This is a genomic window from Microcoleus sp. S13C4 (genome assembly GCF_036700865.1).
Lineage (GTDB): Bacteria > Cyanobacteriota > Cyanobacteriia > Cyanobacteriales > Microcoleaceae > Microcoleus.
Genome location: NZ_JAUBPS010000060.1, coordinates 16,682 through 36,653, shown reverse-complemented (window position 1 = coordinate 36,653; position 19,972 = coordinate 16,682). Strand labels below are relative to the sequence as shown.

The following is a 19,972-nucleotide window of genomic DNA, read 5'->3' as shown; positions in this document are numbered from 1 at the left end:
GCCGTGTGCCGGGAAATTGGCAAGCACGGTTCCGAATGGGAGGGAGAAGATGGTAACATCTTCTCTCGACCCTAACTCCACTTCATAAGAAGTTTCATCAATCTGAATCCGATAATTTTTTGACGCAATCACAGTAACACTCCTTTACTAATTGCGAGAATGACTAGCAATTGCTAGCTCGCAATTAGTAATATTACATAAGTGACTTAAAATTGCAAGGTAGCAATGGGAGAGGGAGGATGGCTAAGGTAGAGTTCGATGTAGAGTCCTTTTACGCAGCGTTAGACAGTCAGCGACAGTCGCAGCGCCTAACGTGGAAGCAGGTAGCGGCACAGTCTGAGGTAAGCGCGTCCACTTTGACCCGTATGGCTCAAGGAAGGAGACCTGATGTGGATAGTCTGGCAGCACTGCTAAAATGGTCGGGATTGCAGGCTGAGTCCTTTGTCAAAGGAGCTCGGGATGTTCGGACTGAATCAGACCCGCTTACTCAAATTACTGCGTACTTGCGGGCCGATCGCAATCTCACGCCAGAAGGAGCAGCAGCTCTCGAAGCTATTCTCAAAGCAGGTTACGAGCGTCTACGCAAGGATCGAATAGATTGATGAAACAGCAGTTACGCCGCGGGTTCAAATCTGAAGCGGATGCTTATGCTCGGAAATATAGAAAGGAACTGAGTCTCAGACCTCATGACCCCCTTTGTCCTTGGAGATTGGCCCAACACTTAGAAATCCCCGTAGATCCCCTATCGGCTTACACCGAAATACAAGAAGCGGTTGCCCATTTTATGGAACAGGCTCGGGAAAGCTTTTCGGCTGTCACCATCATTGACGGCGACCGACGGCGTATCATCCACAACGATTCGCACGATCTCCTCCGACAGGCTTCAAATATCGCTCACGAACTCGGTCACAGCATTCTCGGTCATATCGCGCGTCCTGTACTCGATAAGCACGGCTGCCGCCACTTCGACGTGGAACAGGAGGATGAAGCGAATTGGTTAGGGCCAGCGCTGCTTATTTCAAAAGAAGCAGCCTTTCACATCGCTAAAACTAAGATGAGCGTGGTGGAAGCAAGTAGGGTTTATCTGGTTAGCGAGCAAGTCATCACCATGCGCCTCAATATGAGTGGAGCGCGCAAGATATTTACCAAGTAATTGACAAAAATGAAAGACTTATTCCCCGGCTATTATTCCCCATCTGACGAAGATTTTTTGGAGCTTTGGCAAAAGTGCATCTTTATTTTTGATACTAATGTTATTTTAGATTTTTATTAACATCGTAATGAAACACACGAAGATTTTTTTAAAGTTTTAGACGCTATAAATTTTAAAGTTTTAGACGCTATAAAAGATCGTTTGTGGATTCCTCATCAAATTGCACTTGAATATCATGAAAATAGAATTAACAGGATAAAACAAGCAGAGTCCAATTTTACTACGGCTAAGAAGTTATTAGACCAAACCACAGAAACTCTTTCCCAAAATTTCAACTCCCAATGTTTTCCTCCCGAAGTTGTCCAAGAAATGAGAGAAAATGTAAAAAAAGTCTTTGATACTTTTTGGGATAAATTAGCATCTTGCAGAGAGGAGCTAATTCAAATAAGGGGTATTTCCAGAGATTCAGCCCCCTAAACCACTTTGACTATCTGGTTCCGATCGCTCCCAATCCCTATTCCTCGCCTCTATCCGATCTAGCTGCTCTGCCACAACTGCCCAAAAGTCAATATCTTCAGGGGAAATCCCCTGAGCTAAAACCAATTTTTCTCCGCGAACTTTGATTAACTCCCCTCGGACAGAAACAGTCAGAGAAGACACCGAAACCCCTTCAGACTCTCCCACGATCAGATCGTACAAATCTCCTACCCGAATGCGGGTGTACTCATCAGTTTCTTCCACGCGATCGGGAGCACGATCAAGTAAATACTCAAAAGCTCTTTGAGCCGTTGGCAAAATAGACTCAGCCATTTTTACTTGCTGAATGTCAATTGTGGCTGCTGGCGGTACTGAATCAGCATTCAAATCGCCTGCTGGCGGGTTCGGAATTATCGGCTCTAACCAATTAGAGAATATAGCCAAATCCTCTAAGTTTTCTTTAACAGTTGCACCCAAAACCTCTGCATCGCCATAAGATAGAGCGCTTTGCACTTCACCCTCTAAAGTAATCCGCAGCACGATGTGGCTGTCTCGATCTGAAATCACTCGGATCGCTTCACCCTCCTCTAAAAATGCTGTCCAATCTTCTATAACTTTGCGTTTCCCTAGCTTAAAGTGTTGAGAACTATTTAATAAAGTGCTAGCTAGCAAATTCTCTAGTTCTAAGCGCTTCTCTTCTGGCAGCTTTACTATCTCTTCTTTAAACTGTTCTTGTACTTCCTCTTTAAAACTTGCGCTACCATCCTCCGAGATCCCCAACGAGCGATCGCCCGTTTCATTTTTGCCTCGTCCTGCTAATATTTCAAGCGGGTTTAGTTCAAAAATCACTTGTTCTTCACTTTCATTCTGGTCTTTCAAAATAGCCGAATTGCTAGAAGCAAGAGGTATGGTTAGTTCGCTGGAATTAGAGCGATCGCTCTTTAAATCTTGCTCCTGTATTTCCGCTAAAGTCCCCGCTTCTGTCGAGAGCGAATCAGCTTCATCGCCCTCTGCTTCACTACCCAGCGTCCCAACTTGATTGTCACCATCTGCTTGCGAAAGCCAAACCAGCAAATTTTGTTTTGGTTGCCCATCTTGCCTCTTTGAAGAAGATAATCCTTTAAGCTCGAGAACTCGGCGCTCCCAATCTTTGTTTAATTCGATGAAATTGGCTGCGTTAGTTTTTACCAGACTGATTTGAGCATAGGCATATTTCTCACCTGCCAAGGACAGGGCAAAATCAATAGCAGCAAGGCAGCCGTGATAGAAATCTTGAGTCTCGCCGATGCAGATGCAATCTTTTATAATCGGTTCGCAATCGGTTTCTTTTCCAATTTGTCTTAGTTGAGAAATGGAGCTAGCAGGCAACCTACAAATGGATAGCTTAGAGTCGCCTTCTTCTAAATTTGAACTTAGATGTTGTTGGGGCAAATCATCTCCTCCATCATTGATAAAAGTTGCTATTTTAGCTTCTAAAAGGCTAAGTGTTTGTACCCCGCCTTCTTCATCTATTAACTTGACTGCCCGATCCAATCCTGCAAGCAATCCCTGATAAAAATCTTGGGTTTCTCCAGCTATCGATCGGTCAGTTGCTATCTTCTCAAAAAAAGCTAACCCTATTTGTTTTAGCCTCAAGATATACTCAGGAGAAAATCTCTGCATCGTGCCTAAAAACATAAGCGTGCCACCATCTAAAAGCGCGTCGATCTTTTAGCAATCAACCTATCATGCGCTGTTGTCGTTCTCAGTAAGCCTTCAGTTGTAACTAACTTTAGTTCTCAAGGCACAGAACATTAAAGCGGTACTTGTTGTATCAAAAAGTAGCGATCGCTAAAAAGAGCCGTCAAACAAATTCCTATTGCTATAGCTAGCTGAAATTAGAACAAACAACAGCCGCTCGGATGATAATTTCTGCATCTGAATCGCGTTTGAATAGTCCGCAAGAGTAATTTTGCTGATGACTTTTGAGCTGGAAAATTAGGAGGGACGGCGGATTGAGTTTACAGCCTTTAGCTTTTAGCTTAAATCAGTAACTTTTACTGTTAATAGGAGAACCGCGTTCCCATGCAGTTTGACCATCAACACAGCTCTCGAAAGCCTGCACCCGTCGCCGATCCGCTGCGGCACAGCAGGAGGCACATACTAGCATCCGTCCTATTGCTACTGGACAGCGATCGCACTTTTGCCGACTGGTCTCTCCCCCAACTGCCCCACGTATCAGGGTTTACCTACAAAGGAAATCGCTTTTTGGTAGCAACTCACAAAGAGGCTGAGCAGATAGTTTGGGGGTGGCTCGAGGATAATTTATGGGCAGTAACCAATACTAATGAAGATATGGACTTGCTGCTCCAGCACTTGCAAATTTCCCCATCTCTAGTTGAAGCATTTAATGGACAAGCTGCTATCAATTACCTTCGGACAGTTCATCCTAGAAAATTTTGCAAGCTTCTCTCCCCTGCCATAGCCAATCCCACCCAGTTCGTGCAAGCTCTGTTTGAGAACCGCAGCAGACCGGGACTGGTTAAACGCGCCATTTGTGAGTCAGCCCAGTTCTCGCCTTTGGCTTGGACAGAAGTAGAACGGGCTGGATATCTCATTTACTGCATTGTTAACCAACCAGAGGTACTTCCTGGCTCGCTCAAACTAACAATCAACTATCCTTATCCCTACAAGTCAATGAAAGAGCGAGCTTAGAAGTATTTAGCGTCACCTGCAAGCATTTATACCCGACCACATTGCCGTTGTCTTTTACAGCAACGGCATGGTCACTGTTGCCAATTGCCTTTCCGAGTGGGAAAAAATAAAAAAATTGCTAATGCGCCTTCTGAGATATCACTTTTATATGAGAGTATAACTATAGTTTTTCTACAAAACGGTCTGGGGATAGTGACGGTTCATGCCTAAAGCGCAGACATTCCCACACTTCAACAAGAGTGCAAATATGCTTACAGTTTTAACCGCCGCCTCCTTTTGCACGCAAGATTGGAACTATGGTGGCACGTTACCGGAGGGCAAGTCATGACAAAGATAATCTCGCTGTTCAACCAAGCCGGTGGTGTGGGGAAAACCACGATCGCGCTCAATCTCGGCTACCACCTCTCCAAGCGAGGCCGCAAGGTTCTTCTTATCGATATCGATCCTCAAGGTTCCCTGACGCTCTTCATGGGGGTTGACTCTCAGAATTTGGATAAAACTGTGTTTGATGCCATTGTCAATGAGGAGCCTATGTCCATCCACACGGGCATTCACGGTATGGATTTGGCTCCTACCAACATCAACCTCAGCGCGGCTGAAATTCAACTGGTTAACATGGATTTTCGGGAAGTTCGCCTCAAGGATGCGATCGCCCCAATTCAAGACAACTATGATTTCATCCTCATAGATTGCCCTCCCAGTTTAGGGTTGCTCAGCTACATCAGCTTGGTAGCCGCTACTCACGTCTTAGTCCCCGTTGAGACTCACTACAAAGCCTTTGAGGGCACCAACCTCCTGTTGCAAACAGTAGCGAGAATCAGAAAGAAAGGAAACCGCTCTTTGCAGATAGCTGGTTTTGTTCCCTCCCGCTATGCTGCTGCCAACTCTCAGGACAAGCGGACTCTCAAGGCTATGAGCGAGCAGTTTACGACCTTCGGCCCCGTTTACACTCCCATCCCGCGAATAACTGCTTTCGCGGATGCTTCCGAGAAACAAGTCCCGCTTGCTGTTTACGAACCTAAGAATCCCGTCGTCAAAATATTAGACCAGCTAGCAGCCAAGATGGAGAAACTCAATGTCAAGTAAGAATGACCAGCCCTATAAAGGTAAGGCTAATTTGAGCGTTTTGTTTGGAGATGATGAAGTAGCAGAACCAACGGCAGAAAAACTGCTTTCGATTGAGTCGATAAAGCTTCCATCTTCTCAACCTCGCCGATACTTCGACACCCAAGCTATGCAGGCTTTGGTTCTGTCAGTAAAAACTGATGGAATTCTCCAACCTTTATTAGTCCGTCCTTTGGGAGAGGATAAATACGAGCTAGTAGCAGGCGAAAGGCGGTATAGAGCTGCTAGAGAATTAGGATTAACAGAAGTCCCTGCGATCATTCGGGACTTGACCCAACAGCAAGCTCTGCGCGTCGCATTAGTTGAGAACCTGCAGCGGGAAGACCTCAACCCAGTCGAAGAAACGGAGGGGATATTGCAACTGCTCTCCCATCACCTCGAATACGATCTAGAAGAGGTGGTGCGGCTGCTCTACCGGATGCAAAATGACGTACAGAGGATGAATGATAACGTTATCATTCATCATGAAATGCAAATAGTCGTCAAGGTTTTTAGCGAATTGGGGCGGATGTCATGGGAGTCTTTCGTCAGCAACAGACTGGGACTGCTGAAGCTGCCGAAAGACATTCAAGAATCCCTGCGCCAGGGTCAGATCGAATACACCAAGGCGCGAGCGATCGCCAAAGTTAAAGACGAGCAGGCAAGAAAGTCGCTTCTATTCGCGGCGATCGCTGAAGGTCTATCTTTAACTCAGATTAAACAACGCATCGCGGATTTAAAGGCAGGTACTTCGGGAGAAGAACCGGAAGAAAATCTGAAAACCCAAATAAAGGGAGCTTTAACAAAAGCGAACAAGTCCAAAGCTTGGAGCGATCCAAAGAAGCAGAAGCGCCTCCAAAAACTCCTAACAGAGCTAGAATCTCTCTTAGCTGATTAGAAAAAGTAAGGGCGATAGGGCATCCACCTAATCGCTACAACCGGAGTCTAGACAATAATTTTAGCCATTGAAGGTGATGGTTGTACCCATTCAAAGGCAGAAGTGAGAAGACACTTATGATCAGTTAAATATCCGGCTTCTAGCTTCTGCCTTCATACTTCTGTCTTCGGATGTCTTCTGCGTTTGTTTTGTAAGACTAAGAAGCATTCTTGGTGCAAGTCATTGTACAACCGGACTCCTAAAAACCTATTCAGGACTAGACGCAATTGTCACAATTAATAAGGTGCGTCAGATATCTAAACCCTCAATAATCGTTCGATCGATTTACCTGACGCACCCTACAACTTGATTTTAGTATGCCAGTTGCGTCCAGTCCTGCGATTGTTATTTGGGTTTGTTTCTAGCTTAACGCGCAATCGCGCTGCGTGCAGGGCTTGATATTATTTCTGTGCTGGCTGTTCAGAGGCAAAGTTTAAGTTTTTGTGACCGATGCTCTGTTAATCAAGAGGACATTATTTTTTTGCGATCGATCTGATACAGGCGATCGCGCACGGGATAGAACAACTATTTCTGTAAAAAGAAAAGTCGCGCACGCTAACAATTCTAACCAAGAGGGGCAGTGAATGACAAATTAGCTTTGCGACAGTGAATAAGAAATCAGCTTTTAGGTAGAACTCGCTCAAGCTTAGCAGTTGATAGGTTGGAGACATAGAGATGAAACCGAAAAAAGCCAACTCAAACCCGGTTTTGCTTATGTTGACAGTTATGCCGCAAACTCACACTCTTTCAAACCGCAGCCGACTTTCACCACCGTCAAAGTATCAAACCCTGTTAGACTGTTTTTTGGCAGATTTTCAAAACTCGCTAAATGCTTTTGCCCGCGCTTGGAACAAGTACCAGCCCAACGATTCGCTCTCAAACGACAGAAAACAAGACTTAGATTGGCTTGAATCGACGCTGCAAGAGTACAAGATTTCTATCCACACTTCAACTAACAGCCAAGCGTTTTGGAGAGGTTGCAAGGATGGAAAACATAGCAGGAGAACAATTTCTGACTTCCACTCGCCCATGGTCGCACAAACCTTACTCAAAGCGATCGCGAATCCGAAAGCCACTCAAATATACGAGCTGGGGTTTCAAGTTGGTTGGCGGTACGTTCGCCTCAAAGACTACTTGCTGCGAATCAGAAAGCAGCGAAAGTTGGAAGAATCCAAGCAGCTTCAAGATTATCAACAGTTTTTAAGTTTTATCCGCCAAAAGGCTGAGTCAGAAGATATGGACTCGTTCGTAAGCTTTGGATGGAGGCGGGAGAAAAATTCAGGGCAATGAGAGATAAACCCAGTAAAATCTTGGCGGTTGACGATACAACTGACAACTTATTTATTATGCAGGCTATTCTCTCAGAAGAAGGCTACTGCGTCAGCACGAGCTCCAGCGGCCTTGATGCTTTAGCTAAGGTTGAGGAGTCGCCACCAGATTTACTCCTGTTGGATGTAATGATGCCAGAAGTAGACGGTTACGAAGTGACTTACAGAATTCGCTCAAATCCTCAACTTCCCTTTATCCCCATCCTGTTAATTGCGACTGACAACTCAATGACCATAGCAGATGGACTCGACTTGGGCGCTGACGATTTTGTTTGCAAGCCCATCCAGGTAAATGATTTGCTGGCTCGCGTCCGCAGCCTCCTCCGGCTCAAACACAGCATAGATGCGATGCTGGAAATGACAAAGGCACGAGAGGATTTTGTGGCTCGTCTTACCCACGACTTGCGGATTCCCCTAGTTGCCGCTGATAGAATGCTGACCCTGCTCAAACGAGGGAAATTCGGTGAACTGCCCGTTCAAGCGGTAGAGGCGATCGCCACCATCGGCAGCAGCAACCAAAATTTGCTTTCGTTGGTCAATACTTTACTGGAGGTTCACCGATTTGAATCTGGTTGCAAGACTCTCGCGATCGCCCCCTTCGACCTCAAAAAACTGGTCAAAGAAGTCGTCAAAGAACTGGAGGCTGTGGCTATTGATAAAGGACTTGTCCTAACCTGCGACGAGTCAGACTCGCAACCGCTGCGGATTGAGGGCGATCGCCTGGAACTCCGCCGAGTCATCACCAACTTAGTCGGAAATGCCATAAAATTTACCGATTTCGGTTGTGTGAAAATCGTTGTCCGTTCAGATGTCAAGTCGGTAAGCATTAGCGTAGAAGACACCGGCCCCGGCATCAGAGCCTCAGAACAAGCCTCGCTGTTTGAACGATTTCGCACCGGAAATCATGCCAGAGCAGGTTGCGGCTTGGGGCTGCACTTGTCTCGCCGGATTGTAGAAGCCCACTCTGGCAGTATTGACGTAGCATCAACGGTGGGTCAAGGCAGCACATTTACTGTACGGCTCCCTATCTCGCTCTAAAAATCTTGTTTGGATACAAAAGAGCGCATACGTTCTACCTCGGGCACACTCGTGCCGCTGAAGTACAATTGTCCTTTTTTTAAACAAACCAACCATGAATAAAATTAGCGTTGCCTTAATTGAAGACCACCACCTGACAAGGGCCGGAATCAAAGCAGCTTTAGAAGACTGCGAAGAACTCGAATTTATCGGAGAGGCAGCTAACGGCCTGCAAGGGATAACTTTACTGGAGAAAACCCGGCCTGATGTAGCGATCGTTGATATCGGATTACCGGGGTTAGTAGATGGGATTGAACTGACAAAAAGGTTCAAAGAATACATACAAACTGCCCAAACTCCAAGCGTGGAGAACCAACCGAAAGTATTGATTTTAACGATGCAGGATAATGAGGAATCCGTGCTGGCAGCTTTTGCAGCGGGAGCCGACTCTTACTGCATGAAAGATGTGAGTTTTGAAAAGTTAGTGGAAGCTGTTGTTGAGACAAATGCTGGTGAAAACTGGATCGATTCTTCAATTGCCAGAATCGTTTTGGCTCGCATGAATAACCCTTTCAAGGAAGCTGTTAACTCAGCAACTATTTCCACTGTGTCAATCAATGGAGTCGAGCCAGAATACAGTCATTTGTTAATGGCGAACCCTTTAACAGAACGAGAAAAAGAGGTTATAGAGTTGATTGTTGAAGGGTGCAGCAATGAGGAAATTTGCAAGCAGCTATACATTTCTCTCGGTACTGTGAAAACTCATGTGCGTAATATCCTCAATAAGCTGTCTTGCGACGATCGCACTCAAGCGGCTGTCAGAGCCCTTCGCGCGGGTTTAGTTGACTAAATCCGCTTCAAGAGCAACCGCTTGGTGGATAATACAACAGAGACGTTCCAGCAATCTAAGCTATTTAGGCGAGGGTCGCGATTAGAGGAGGTGCAGTGCCAGTTAATGCCGACAAACCACACTTGTGGAAACCCGATATTGCCCTGTCGGTAGACTTCTATAACAATTGGTTCATGCTGTTCGCTCCAAAAGCCTACCGCGACACTCGCATTGTTACAACTCAACAAGTTAAATCCGCCCTAGCAGAGACAGCCAATCTGAGCAACATCACGTCCGCCCTGCTGCGACAGCATCCAGAGGTTTTGCCCATTTTACGCATGGCGGCAGCGCCGCCAATTGCGCGCGATCGCCTGATCGGTTTAGCTGGAGTGTCGCCCAATCTGGTCAAAAACATGGAAGAGAGACAGCAAATTCCGCCCCGGGCAGACATTGCAACTCTGGATGCTGAACTGACAAAAATCAGTCAAATTATTGCACGGCTGCTCGACAAAGATATTTTTCCTTGGCTAGAAAGCGGACAGCAGCCGACTGATAGTGAAGTTCAAAGAGCAGCGACAATTGTTGCCGATCGCCTTTGTGGTGCTATTTCTGACCCGATCGTTCGTAACGCTCAAGAACGAAGGCAGCTTGCTATGATTAAGCAATGGCTGGAACAGCGCGGTTATTCCTACATTAGAGGAGGAGCCGGATTAAGTTTTGAGATAATGCAACCGGGGACTTTCTCGTTTCGGCTCAATATCCCGGTACTTTTACAGTCCGGTAGCAAACAAATTAATATCCCTATTGACGTTGCGATCGCGCCAATTAATTCTAACCCCGGTCAATTCCCGTTACTGATTGAAGCGAAATCTGCCGGCGACTATACCAATCCCAATAAGCGACGCAAAGAAGAAGCTATTAAAATGACTCAATTGAGGAGTAACTACGGCAATAACGTGCGTTTTATTTTGTTTATTTGCGGTTACTTTGACAGTGGCTATTTGGGTTACGAAGCGGCCGAAGGAATTGACTGGCTTTGGGAACATCGGATTGATGATTTAGCGTTATTTGAAATATGAATGTAACTGCAACAATTGAATTGACACGAATGTTGTGGCAATCGCAACTGGATGGAGCTAGAACTCAGGCTCAGCGAAATAAGCTAGGTCAGTTTGCTACGCCTCCAACACTGGCAGCAGATATCCTCAAATATGCTTCAATGCTGTTGCCGTCAGACATTAAGATTCGTTTTCTAGACCCAGCTTTTGGTACAGGTTCTTTTTACTCGGCATTATTGCAGCAATTTGGGCGATCGCAAATTGTTAAAGCAGTTGGCTATGAAATTGACCCCCATTACGGAAATGAAGCAATTAAGCTTTGGAGTGACACTTCGCTACATCTAAATATCGCTGACTTTACCCAAGCGACACCCCCTGACTCTGACGAGGCAAAAGCTAACTTAGTAATTTGCAATCCCCCCTATGTCCGGCATCATCATTTGAACCGAGTTGAAAAGCTGCGGCTGCAACAGCTAGCACAGCAAACAGCGGGAGTCAAACTCAGTCAGTTGGCTAGTCTTTACTGCCATTTTTTGTGCATTGCGGATGCAAGTATGGCTGTTGGTGGATTAGCGGGGTGGCTGATTCCTAGTGGATTTATGGATGTGAATTACGGACGGCAAATTAAAGATTACTTGCTAAATCGCGTTACCCTACTGCGAATTCACTGTTTCGATGCTGCTGACGCGCAGTTTGAAGATGCACTGTGTACGTCAGCAGTGGTTTGGTTTAAGAAAGCTTTGCCACCTGCTAATCATGCTGTTGAGTTTACCTATGGAGGGAGTTTGACAGCATCTAAAATGTCGCTGATCGTGTCGGTGGAGTCCCTACGCAGTGCCGCTAAGTGGACTAAGTTTGGACTGATGTCTGGTAGTGTGAATTCTCAAGAACAGCCGTTGAAACTTAAGGACTTATTCACTATTAAACGGGGGCTGGCGACGGGAGCTAACAATTTTTTTGTGGTGACACCAGAGCAAGTTTCTGCTTACCAATTGCCCTTTGAATTTCTCAAGCCAATTTTGCCTAGTCCTCGGCTGTTATCAGTTGATGAGATTGAAGCAGATGACTTGGGAAATCCGATTCTCGATTGTCGGTTATTCTTACTATCATGCGATTTGCCCCCTTTGGAGGTGAAAGCTAAGTATCCGTTGCTTTGGGAATATTTGCAGATGGGAGTAAAACAGGGAATTTGCGATCGCTACCTGTGTAAGCATCGTTCTCCCTGGTACTCGCAGGAAAAGCGTCCTCCTTCGCCGTTCCTCTGTACTTATATGGGTCGTCAGGATACTGGTAGAGGTAGACCTTTTCGATTTATCCTGAATCACTCAATGGCTACGGCTACGAATGTATATTTAATGTTGTATCCTAAACCTACTCTTGCCAAAGTGCTTTTAGATAAGCCAGAATTGCTTAAAGAGGTGTGGCAGGCGCTCAATCGCATTTCTGATGAGGTGCTGATGGGTGAGGGGCGCGTGTATGGGGGTGGATTGCATAAGCTGGAACCAAGGGAATTGGGTAATGCTTTAGGTGATAAGATTCTTGAGGTTTTACCCAAAGGAAGCGTACCTGAGCTATAAGTAAGAACTGAGCACGATCGCTATCTGATGTTTCATATTGGGTGGCGTGGAGAAAGACGAGTGTTTGGATGTGTTATTAACATTGAGATGAGGAGAATTGAGTTATCAAATTGAATATGCTGACGCTGCTATTGAGCATCTAAAATTTTTAACAACTCGGCAGCAACGAACTGTATTAGATACTGTAGACGAACAACTAAAATATGAACCCCTAGTTGAGACAAGAAATCGCTCTCCCGATGGAACCTAACAGTTTAGCAACCTGGGAATTGCGGATTGGAAATTTACGGGTGTACTACGATGTAGAAGAAAACCCAGTTTCTGTAGTCTATATTCAAGCAGTTGGAGTCAAGAACCGCAACCGAGTTCGGATCGGTCAGGAGGAAATTGAACTATGAAATCAGTCTTAGCGGGTGACAACGTACCTATAATGCTTGCTGCATAAAGGATAGAGCCAAGAAGCCGCGCTGAAAATAGAGACGTTTATGGGGTTTGAGCGCAATTAGACTTGTTACCCAATCGTTCCATAATTCCATCCCATAGATCCACCGTTGTCCATAGAGGCTCAGACTAAATTCACTTTGGCGTGGGGTTTTGTCTTGATGCTCCTTGATCCGTCCTGCATAAATTTCTACACCTAACTTCTTGAGCCATTGTCCGTGAACCGTCGCCAAACTATAAGCAAGCGCAATCAATAAGACCAAGGATAAAAAGCGAGTTTCATTGACCTTGGTATCTTCTAAATTATAACCAGCAGTTTTGTAATCTTTGAACATCTGTTCAATGCCCCACCGACAACAATAAACATCTAAAGTCAGCTTCAAATTGGGGAGATTTGTCAGAATATACCAAGGTTCTTTTTGTCCGGGCTTACGATATTTTCGTTTCCAATACACAGCCAGATTAAATGGCCCTAAACCGTCTCCTTTATTTCCCAAAATATTCTGATAAAATTTGGACATCCCAGGTTTGAAGCTAAGCTTTTTGAGCACTTGATAGTCTTCACCTAAATTCTCTTGAAATTGGAAGTCTTTTTTCTGACGTAGTGCAAAAGATACACCCCTGGCATCAAGCCATGATGCGATTTTGGGGCTATGAAACTCTCGATCCCCTAAGACTAAGACGGGATAGTTCTTAAACAGAAGAAGGACTATACCTAACAGTCGTTTTTGAGTCTTGAGGTCACTGTTACCTGACTTCTTTAAAAGTTCCCAATATATCGGAAGAGCATGAGTTCCCCAGACCAGACTAACCATAAATATATTGTGTCCTTTCCACTGTGTCCGGTCGATTGCAACAATCCAATAGCCATACTTTTGATGCTTGAGTTTTCGTACACAGCGACGTTGTTCTCGGTTTAAACGCTTTCCGGTTTGTTCTTGTCGAATCCAATATTTAATCAGGGGAAACCACAAGAGTTTGACGCACAACTGAGGTAACACTAAAAATCGTTGTAAGTTTCGTTTGCGGCTTTGATATTGAATCGGTTGAGGAAAGACACTGGCTAATACGGAGAGCTTGACCTGACGATGAGCCTGAAGCAATAACAACAGCAGTTGCAAGGTTAAGTATTGGCTTTCATTGAGATGAGTCCGCAGAATTTTTTGGTATAATGGTGGCAACATTTTGTTTTTTGGGGAGCCCGTGTGGCTCCTTATTTTTTTACCTTACCATTCTCTCAAACCTTTGTCCTGTTTAGACTAGACGTGCCTTGTCACCCGCTAAGGAAATCAGTAGAACTCGCACAAGCAACTGAATCTTTGGGTAAATATATTCAAGTTTTGGGGAAAGAGCCATTGCTTGTTACCATCAAGGGAACTCCTGTAGCTGTACTAACGCCAATCGCAGACTTAGAAAATTTACCCTTAGCAACAAGTCCAGATTCGCTAATATTAATCAAAAAATCTTTGCAGCGACAACCGTCAGATTGTGCAGCACCATTAGCCGATTATGTCCGTAGTTTGGGAACAGAACCTGCGATCGCAGCATTTGAAAGTAAACCTGTCGCTCTTTTGGTAGCTATAGCTGATATTGAAAGGGTTTCTTTAAGTAGCAATCCTCGGTTTTTGGAGATTATCGATCGCTCTAGACAACAGCAAAAAGCAGGTAAAGTTGTGAGTAGTGAGGAGGTGCGAAAGAAATTAGGGTTAGGGTGAAGAGAAGGGTGCGATCGCTACCTCTGCAAGCATCGCTCTCCCTGAATAATCTCGTAAGAAGGGCAACCTTAATAGAGTGACTGCTTCGGGTGGCAAACAAAGAAGTCGGTAAAGCCTGTGTCTACAACAAACTCAATTGGGAAAGTCGTTCCCTTCGGAAGCAGAAATGTCAAAGCAACAATCGCATGTCTGTCAGTCACAATACCGGAAATCACTGCTTACCCGCTCCATCACACCACCGAAAAAAGCCGCCACATTATAGCCGATGCGGATTCCAAAGAGCCTTGCATACGGATGCTTTGCATGGAGGTTTCGGGCTGCTTGTAGCCCGGTTTCATCAACTTCATAGTCACCTGTCTCAATATTGATGATGACCATTTTGTCAATATTTTCCTCTGTCTCAACCTTTTGACGAATTCCGCCCTCGTAGATTTGGTAGGCGCGTTTCGCAACTTCTTCACTGCTTAACAGGATTGCTTGCATAGGTTGACTCCCGATCGCTATTCGGCTTCTGTAAACTCCTCTATGATATCTCACAGGTTGGTAGGATGAGAGAATGCCCATCCTACTACTGGCTACAATGCAATTCTTTTTGAAACTATTCTACATAAGCAAACCAAGCAACACTGACACCGAATACTATTGAGTCACTCCATGTAGAAACGACAATATCGAAACCACTAACAGTTATATTATTTGCAGAGACTTGCAAACGCGTATTTGTGGTGTTTGAAGTATCCAACGAATTCAACATTACTTGGACTTTGGGGGGAGTAGTAAACTTTCCTCCAGGAAAATCAACACGAATTGTGTCAGAACGAGCTCCAACAGGAGTACCTAACTCAAGCGGATGACCAGTTTTGTGGTATCCCTTGCTAATGCTACCCGATTCAATTTTAGGAGCAGGATTCGATAAGTACTCGTTGCGTGCTTGGTCAAGTCTTTTGATAGCTTCGTTAAACGCTTGCTGTGCTGTCATTGTCTCGTCAAACTCCTTCCATAAATCATAAAGTTGACCATACTTAATCCACTTTTTGGTGTAGATATCTTGAAAAGTTGGTGAACCTCTACCCAAGCATGTCACTCGAAACGATTGCAGTTGAAGTGAAGCATAGACTTCAGTTATTTCCTTAACAGTTGTGGCTGAGTCTTCCAATCGCTTCAACTGGTTACATTCAAAAAGATTGAATATATCCGCTGGAGTAAGGTTCGGTCCTAGAGTCGTGGTTGTTCCGGTCTCCTGACGACAAGAATCAAAAGGGTTAGGAATGAGTAGTATTGTGATTCCACTTATACCGTCTTTGAAATCTTGTACGGTTCCCTGAAAAAAATCAAAAAGCTTGTCGAGTATTTGGTTGATGTCTTCAACCAGCTTCTTCTCTAAATCTGAAATCGCAGTGACAATAGGATCAACAAGGTTTCTCTTGATATCAGCTAAAGCAATTGAGATGTTCTTAAAAACCTTGTCAATTGTTTGATCTATTCTATCTGCCAACTCAGATAGTTCACTGAATACTTGTTTAACTAGCTGCTGAAACTCAGCCCCTAGCTTATCAACCGCTTGGTCAAGGGCAAAAGTTATCCTGTCGATGACCTTAAGAAAAGAATCATCAAGAATGATTCTCAATGCCGCGTCTATATCTACACCTGCGCTTACACCTAGCTTCGGTTTTAGACCAGTAATTTTATCGACAAAGTATCGCCTTACTGTCTGTACTTCTCGTTTAGCCCGCTTCCAATCAGATTTGGCTTCATCGCCAAGTTTATCAATCCAAGTTGCCAAGTTACTCTCCTCCTTGAACAGATGGCTCCTCGAACGCACCCCAACAGATAACTTAAAGCCGCCTAACTATTTATTATACGGAAACTTTCCGTATAATCTTTTTCTCAATCCTAAGATATCAAGCATTGCAACGAACTCCTGTCTGAATGTATGGAAAACTCTTTTTTACATCCTTATTTGGGTATTATACCGAATTTTTCCGTATAACCACCCTTTATGGGAGGATTGTGTCGCAGTTGCGGTCTAACACACCATTACATCCCATAAAACTGCAAGCACTTAATCCCTGAACTTACGCTTTTTTACAGGTTCCACCCAAATAGTACAAAAGCCAGACGTAGCTGCACGCCCCGCAACCTCCAGAGTCACCCCCAAACGCTTGACATCCTTCTTACACTCTAAATTAGTCAAACTATCCAAATTCCATCTCATCAAATTCCGAGCCAACTTCCCCTCAGTGCTAGTCGCCCACCGCAAAGCCTCCGCCTGCTCAAGAGTCAAATGAACCGCTTCCCCCGGCGCAAACCCTCCTTGCAACCAAAGTAAACCCATCCATCCCATCAAAGCACCGATACCCAACGTCGTCAACAGAATACCCGCCGCCACCACCAAAGAACGCGCAGAAGTCGCCACCCTCCTCAATTCCGTCTGACGTACCAGAGAATTCACAGCCTCAGCGATTTGCCCCTCTTGCTTCTCAACCGCCACTCGCTCGTAACTCGCCAAAGTCTTATTAATCCGCCCCACCCACCGATCGAACGCTAACTCAAAATCTTCCGGTTTCGGACTCTCTTGAATCAACACTTCCAAGCGGCCAGTCGCCAACAAAATCAGAAAAATCGGGTCAGTTGGCTCAATTTTCCCCTTAAAAGCCAACTCCAAAACTTTGCGCCGATACTCCTCAGATTGCCCCTCTAAAGCAATATCCAGCAAAGATTTAGTATCAACAGCACCATAACTCACGGCAACATCCCCGTAGTTTCAAACGCCTCATAAGCTGACAACATAAACGACTTAATCCGCTGCCGGCCCAACACACCGAGTTCCTGGCTATTCCTTGCCAAATCAAAAGTTATCCCCCGAGCATCTATCGCATTCCTTTCCCGCGAATAAAACTTAGGGAAATCAATCACCTTCACCTCATACTTTTTAATCGCATTCTGCACCTCCTCCATCTCTTCCACAGAACTCCAATCATCCTCCAATCCCAAATTGCGGACGAGGACGTGAGCAATCTTATTGTCAAAATGCTTAACTGACTTCAAAAAGAGCTGCACGCTATCGTAGCCCCCCGTGCAAATAAACCACTTGCAAAAACTAATGCGAGACTGCTTCCCCAACTCAATTAAATTGTTTCTTCCCATCCACTTAGTTACCAAAGGATAAACTTGAGCCGGTAAATTGACAATTACGCTCTTCTCAAACGCCAATTCAAAAATCCGATCCGCTTCGTAAAACTTCTTCTCGTCCTCGCTAAACAGAGCTTCACGGCATACGCTTTCATAGATTCGAGATACATCAGGATTAGAGCGATCGGTATCTACGGCAAAAAATGGGAAATTCTTGTCCAAGAAATACTGAATCAAAACCCTAGCAAATAAGCTCTTGCCAACCCCGCCTTTCTCTCCATCAATCAGATGAATTTTAGTCGCCGGTTTTTCAACCTTCTCTAACCCGCACTCTTTGAAACCATTAGAGTTTTCTATTGCTGTATCCATACCTGTATCTCCTCCTTCATCTACCTGTTTAACCACAGAATCTGTTAGTTGCACTTGATATTTCGAGTTTCTACTTCTACTTGCCATGTCGAACTGTCCTATTTCAGGTTGATTTACTAACACAAATACACTTATTTCTGCTTTGTATGGATAGCTAATAACTGCCCAACTAGCAAAAAAATGTGCCTAATATCTAACTAAATTCGCAAATACAATACAATGACTAGCATCCCTGTATTTGCAGAGGTAATTAGGGTCAAATTCCGCTCAATAATTGAATCTCATTCATGCGAATCCTGAATCATCGAAATCCTCGCCACCCTCTAATTCAAAGAAGTCATCCGCAGTCAATCCGCTACGAGTGGAATGGTTAGGAGGCGTCAAGCTTTCCACACCGTAAAGCAGAGAACAGTCTGCCTCCTCAATGCCAGCAGGTACTTCTCGCGAAGATGGTATTTGGGAAATAGGCATTCCCCGTATATTAGTAGGAGGATATTCAATCCCGCCTCGCTCGCGCAAATAGAGAGCGTGCTTTTCCAGAGCATAGACGGCATTTCTAAATAACCGCCCTAAAATAACTGGATCGATATTCTCTTTTTCCAGATATGCTAGCGGCAGCCAGTAAGGTCGCAGAGATTGGAGAATCATTTCTCTCGAAGGCAGCAATAAATTGCCTTTAATATAGGACATCAAAACTCCATCATCAGTAGATTTTAAAGGCTGATAGCGCCACAAAAAATCAACCCTTTCTTTTTCCTTAGCCACGACCAACTATCTCCTGTAAAACGGAACCTTTTGACCCACAAACAGCGGATTCTGTGACCTGAGAATTGAACTGCTTTTTCAAATTTGCCTTGAAATACGAAAACATCCCATAGACATCATTGAGCCGATTTTCAAACCCTTTCTTTTCCAAAATAGGTGGCATAGCAATTTCGGCATTCCAAATAATCGGAAAGCGATCGTAATGTTCGTTTAACTCCTTACGGAGATAATCAGCCGTCCCACCGCAGAACACCAACTCATCGCAATCCGGTGGTAAATTCTCATCCAACCAACTGGTGAGACTCCGCGCATATTCAGGTCGTGCCTCTTTGATGGCTGCTATCATCTGCTGCACTTCTTCAGCCCGCCCTTGCTTAGTCGTGCTGCGAGCCAACCGCATTAAAGGAGCTGCCTTGAACTCAGATCCCGCTGCTGCGATCGCCGGAGTCAATCGCTCCGCAGTCTGCCCTGAAGTCCTAGCTACCACCCTCTCCACCATGCGGATGAAGCCCAAATCGCTTGTTTTTCCCGGCCTAACATCTCCCCGCTGAGCCACCAGCAGGCTAGCATTGCGGTAGCCAATCATGGCGATCGCGCACACCCGCTCTTTCAAAAAAGAGCCGACTTTCTTGTTGTGCATCAGGTAAATGCCACCCCCCTCGGGCTTGCAGTTAAACGCCAACAATTCCACGCTCATCTGACCTGTAGGAGTTTGGTAATCTGCTAAAGCTTCCCGCAGCACCCGCTCGAACCTCCCTCGGTCTTCATATTCCCCCGGTGGCAACAACACAGCGATCGCCGCTGTAAATTTCGCAGGCAAATTCAGCTTTTCCTTAATCGCCCACATCCCAGCCAAAGTTTTGTGCAGCGCCCTCTCGTACTTGAGTTCCGAAAGGCCAGTATTGCCATGAAACCTCTCTTTCGCCAAATACCCCACTGCCCTGTAATCGTTCCTAAAAGCAACCCAAGCCGTATTCTCAGGCTCAGCTAACCCCAACTGGTCTCTGCCGTAAGCCAAAATTGATTCGTGTGGTACAGATACGACCTCCGGTTCCATGCACAGCAGTCGAATTTGATTCTTTGGCCCTGCGTAGAGAATTTTGGTAGCTGACCCCCCGTAATCGCAGGCCGCGATCGCTTGAGGCCAGATGGTTTCGATAGTAGTTTCGCTCATATTGCAGCTCTTCCTAATTGAAGTTTCAAGAGTGGTAAAAAAACAGCCCTGTACGCTTGGGCGTGCAGAAATAACCCTTACGCTTCAGCCAAGTGCACCTCAAAAGAAGGCTGTAAAACAACAGCTATTCAAGGATTAAAACGCACTTACTACTTATTAACCCTCGTAAAACCTCGCCTCCCTCAGCCAGTTGTCTGAATCC

At 45.1% G+C, this 19,972-nt stretch carries 22 protein-coding genes and 1 pseudogene; 15 read left to right on the top strand and 8 right to left on the bottom strand.

The genetic code is table 11. From position 1 onward, the window contains the following. The first annotated feature begins 239 nt into the window (after nucleotides 1-239). The 3 genes from QT996_RS21815 (at nucleotide 240) to QT996_RS28715 (ending at nucleotide 1,630) form a co-directional block, all read left to right on the top strand. Nucleotides 240-602, top strand: a complete 363-nt coding sequence (locus QT996_RS21815; protein WP_333048851.1) for a helix-turn-helix domain-containing protein — start codon at nucleotides 240-242, stop codon at nucleotides 600-602. Continuing rightward, entirely contained in the window at nucleotides 602-1,153 is a 552-nt protein-coding gene (locus tag QT996_RS21810) for an ImmA/IrrE family metallo-endopeptidase (RefSeq protein ID WP_015211632.1), read from the top strand. The genes QT996_RS21815 and QT996_RS21810 overlap by 1 nt, the downstream gene beginning before the upstream one ends. Nucleotides 1,154-1,318: 165 nt before the next feature. Next, nucleotides 1,319-1,630, top strand: coding sequence for a PIN-like domain-containing protein (locus tag QT996_RS28715; RefSeq protein WP_445304585.1), 312 nt, complete (start codon nucleotides 1,319-1,321; stop codon nucleotides 1,628-1,630). Here QT996_RS28715 and QT996_RS21805 read toward each other — a convergent pair. Then, nucleotides 1,619-3,307 carry a hypothetical protein gene (locus QT996_RS21805; protein WP_333048850.1) on the bottom strand — a complete coding sequence of 563 codons (1,689 nt, stop codon included), beginning with the start codon at nucleotides 3,305-3,307 and terminating at the stop codon, nucleotides 1,619-1,621. The genes QT996_RS28715 and QT996_RS21805 overlap by 12 nt on opposite strands. Nucleotides 3,308-3,694: 387 nt before the next feature. Here QT996_RS21805 and QT996_RS21800 point away from each other — a divergent pair, with 387 nt between their 5' ends. From QT996_RS21800 to QT996_RS21750, 11 genes and pseudogenes are all read left to right on the top strand, one after another. Next, nucleotides 3,695-4,324: a hypothetical protein gene (locus tag QT996_RS21800; protein ID WP_333048849.1), complete on the top strand. Its 630-nt coding sequence runs from the start codon at nucleotides 3,695-3,697 to the stop codon at nucleotides 4,322-4,324. Between the two features lie 324 nt (nucleotides 4,325-4,648). Beyond that, complete coding sequence (locus QT996_RS21795; protein WP_333048848.1) at nucleotides 4,649-5,410, top strand: ParA family protein; 762 nt, start codon at nucleotides 4,649-4,651, stop codon at nucleotides 5,408-5,410. Then, nucleotides 5,400-6,326, top strand: coding sequence for a ParB/RepB/Spo0J family partition protein (locus QT996_RS21790; RefSeq protein ID WP_333048847.1), 927 nt, complete (start codon nucleotides 5,400-5,402; stop codon nucleotides 6,324-6,326). Before QT996_RS21795 ends, QT996_RS21790 begins: the two co-directional genes overlap by 11 nt. 714 nt (nucleotides 6,327-7,040) lie before the next feature. Next, nucleotides 7,041-7,655 carry a hypothetical protein gene (locus QT996_RS21785; protein WP_333048846.1) on the top strand — a complete coding sequence of 205 codons (615 nt, stop codon included), beginning with the start codon at nucleotides 7,041-7,043 and terminating at the stop codon, nucleotides 7,653-7,655. Further along, nucleotides 7,652-8,731 (top strand): hybrid sensor histidine kinase/response regulator, encoded by a 1,080-nt coding sequence (locus QT996_RS21780; protein ID WP_333048845.1) that lies wholly within the window; start codon nucleotides 7,652-7,654, stop codon nucleotides 8,729-8,731. The genes QT996_RS21785 and QT996_RS21780 overlap by 4 nt, the downstream gene beginning before the upstream one ends. Before the next feature lie 94 nt (nucleotides 8,732-8,825). Further along, the gene (locus tag QT996_RS21775) at nucleotides 8,826-9,560 is read left to right on the top strand and encodes a response regulator transcription factor (protein WP_333048843.1); all 735 of its coding nucleotides are present in this window, start codon (nucleotides 8,826-8,828) and stop codon (nucleotides 9,558-9,560) included. 95 nt (nucleotides 9,561-9,655) lie between these two features. After that, the gene (locus tag QT996_RS21770) at nucleotides 9,656-10,618 is read left to right on the top strand and encodes a XamI family restriction endonuclease (protein ID WP_333048840.1); all 963 of its coding nucleotides are present in this window, start codon (nucleotides 9,656-9,658) and stop codon (nucleotides 10,616-10,618) included. Beyond that, complete coding sequence (locus QT996_RS21765) at nucleotides 10,615-12,174, top strand: Eco57I restriction-modification methylase domain-containing protein (RefSeq protein WP_333048839.1); 1,560 nt, start codon at nucleotides 10,615-10,617, stop codon at nucleotides 12,172-12,174. The genes QT996_RS21770 and QT996_RS21765 overlap by 4 nt, the downstream gene beginning before the upstream one ends. An 18-nt stretch (nucleotides 12,175-12,192) precedes the next feature. Then, nucleotides 12,193-12,288, top strand: a pseudogene (locus QT996_RS21760) (hypothetical protein); the annotation flags it as partial. After that, nucleotides 12,272-12,424: a hypothetical protein gene (locus QT996_RS21755; protein ID WP_333048837.1), complete on the top strand. Its 153-nt coding sequence runs from the start codon at nucleotides 12,272-12,274 to the stop codon at nucleotides 12,422-12,424. The pseudogene QT996_RS21760 and the gene QT996_RS21755, both read left to right, overlap by 17 nt. After that, nucleotides 12,414-12,572: a hypothetical protein gene (locus tag QT996_RS21750; protein WP_333048834.1), complete on the top strand. Its 159-nt coding sequence runs from the start codon at nucleotides 12,414-12,416 to the stop codon at nucleotides 12,570-12,572. The genes QT996_RS21755 and QT996_RS21750 overlap by 11 nt, the downstream gene beginning before the upstream one ends. Nucleotides 12,573-12,599: 27 nt before the next feature. On the opposite strand, the gene QT996_RS21745 is transcribed toward QT996_RS21750, so the two are convergent. Continuing rightward, complete coding sequence (locus tag QT996_RS21745; RefSeq protein ID WP_333048833.1) at nucleotides 12,600-13,799, bottom strand: IS4 family transposase; 1,200 nt, start codon at nucleotides 13,797-13,799, stop codon at nucleotides 12,600-12,602. A gap of 21 nt (nucleotides 13,800-13,820) precedes the next feature. Here QT996_RS21745 and QT996_RS21740 point away from each other — a divergent pair, with 21 nt between their 5' ends. Next, nucleotides 13,821-14,330, top strand: coding sequence for a type II toxin-antitoxin system prevent-host-death family antitoxin (locus QT996_RS21740; RefSeq protein ID WP_333048832.1), 510 nt, complete (start codon nucleotides 13,821-13,823; stop codon nucleotides 14,328-14,330). Between the two features lie 192 nt (nucleotides 14,331-14,522). On the opposite strand, the gene QT996_RS21735 is transcribed toward QT996_RS21740, so the two are convergent. The 6 genes from QT996_RS21735 to QT996_RS21710 form a co-directional block, all read right to left on the bottom strand. Beyond that, a complete protein-coding gene (locus QT996_RS21735) occupies nucleotides 14,523-14,813 on the bottom strand; it encodes a hypothetical protein (RefSeq protein ID WP_333048831.1) in 291 nt (96 codons plus the stop codon). A 115-nt stretch (nucleotides 14,814-14,928) separates the two neighbouring features. Continuing rightward, complete coding sequence (locus tag QT996_RS21730) at nucleotides 14,929-16,113, bottom strand: H-type lectin domain-containing protein (protein WP_333048829.1); 1,185 nt, start codon at nucleotides 16,111-16,113, stop codon at nucleotides 14,929-14,931. 279 nt (nucleotides 16,114-16,392) lie between these two features. Then, complete coding sequence (locus tag QT996_RS21725) at nucleotides 16,393-17,076, bottom strand: DUF6753 family protein (protein ID WP_333048828.1); 684 nt, start codon at nucleotides 17,074-17,076, stop codon at nucleotides 16,393-16,395. Further along, on the bottom strand, nucleotides 17,073-17,954 hold the full coding sequence (locus QT996_RS21720) for a mobilization protein (RefSeq protein WP_333048826.1): 882 nt from the start codon (nucleotides 17,952-17,954) through the stop codon (nucleotides 17,073-17,075). The genes QT996_RS21725 and QT996_RS21720 overlap by 4 nt, the downstream gene beginning before the upstream one ends. 162 nt (nucleotides 17,955-18,116) lie before the next feature. After that, on the bottom strand, nucleotides 18,117-18,596 hold the full coding sequence (locus QT996_RS21715; protein ID WP_333048823.1) for a hypothetical protein: 480 nt from the start codon (nucleotides 18,594-18,596) through the stop codon (nucleotides 18,117-18,119). Continuing rightward, a complete protein-coding gene (locus QT996_RS21710; protein ID WP_333048821.1) occupies nucleotides 18,589-19,770 on the bottom strand; it encodes a ParM/StbA family protein in 1,182 nt (393 codons plus the stop codon). The genes QT996_RS21715 and QT996_RS21710 overlap by 8 nt, the downstream gene beginning before the upstream one ends. Between the last annotated feature and the right edge of the window lie 202 nt (nucleotides 19,771-19,972).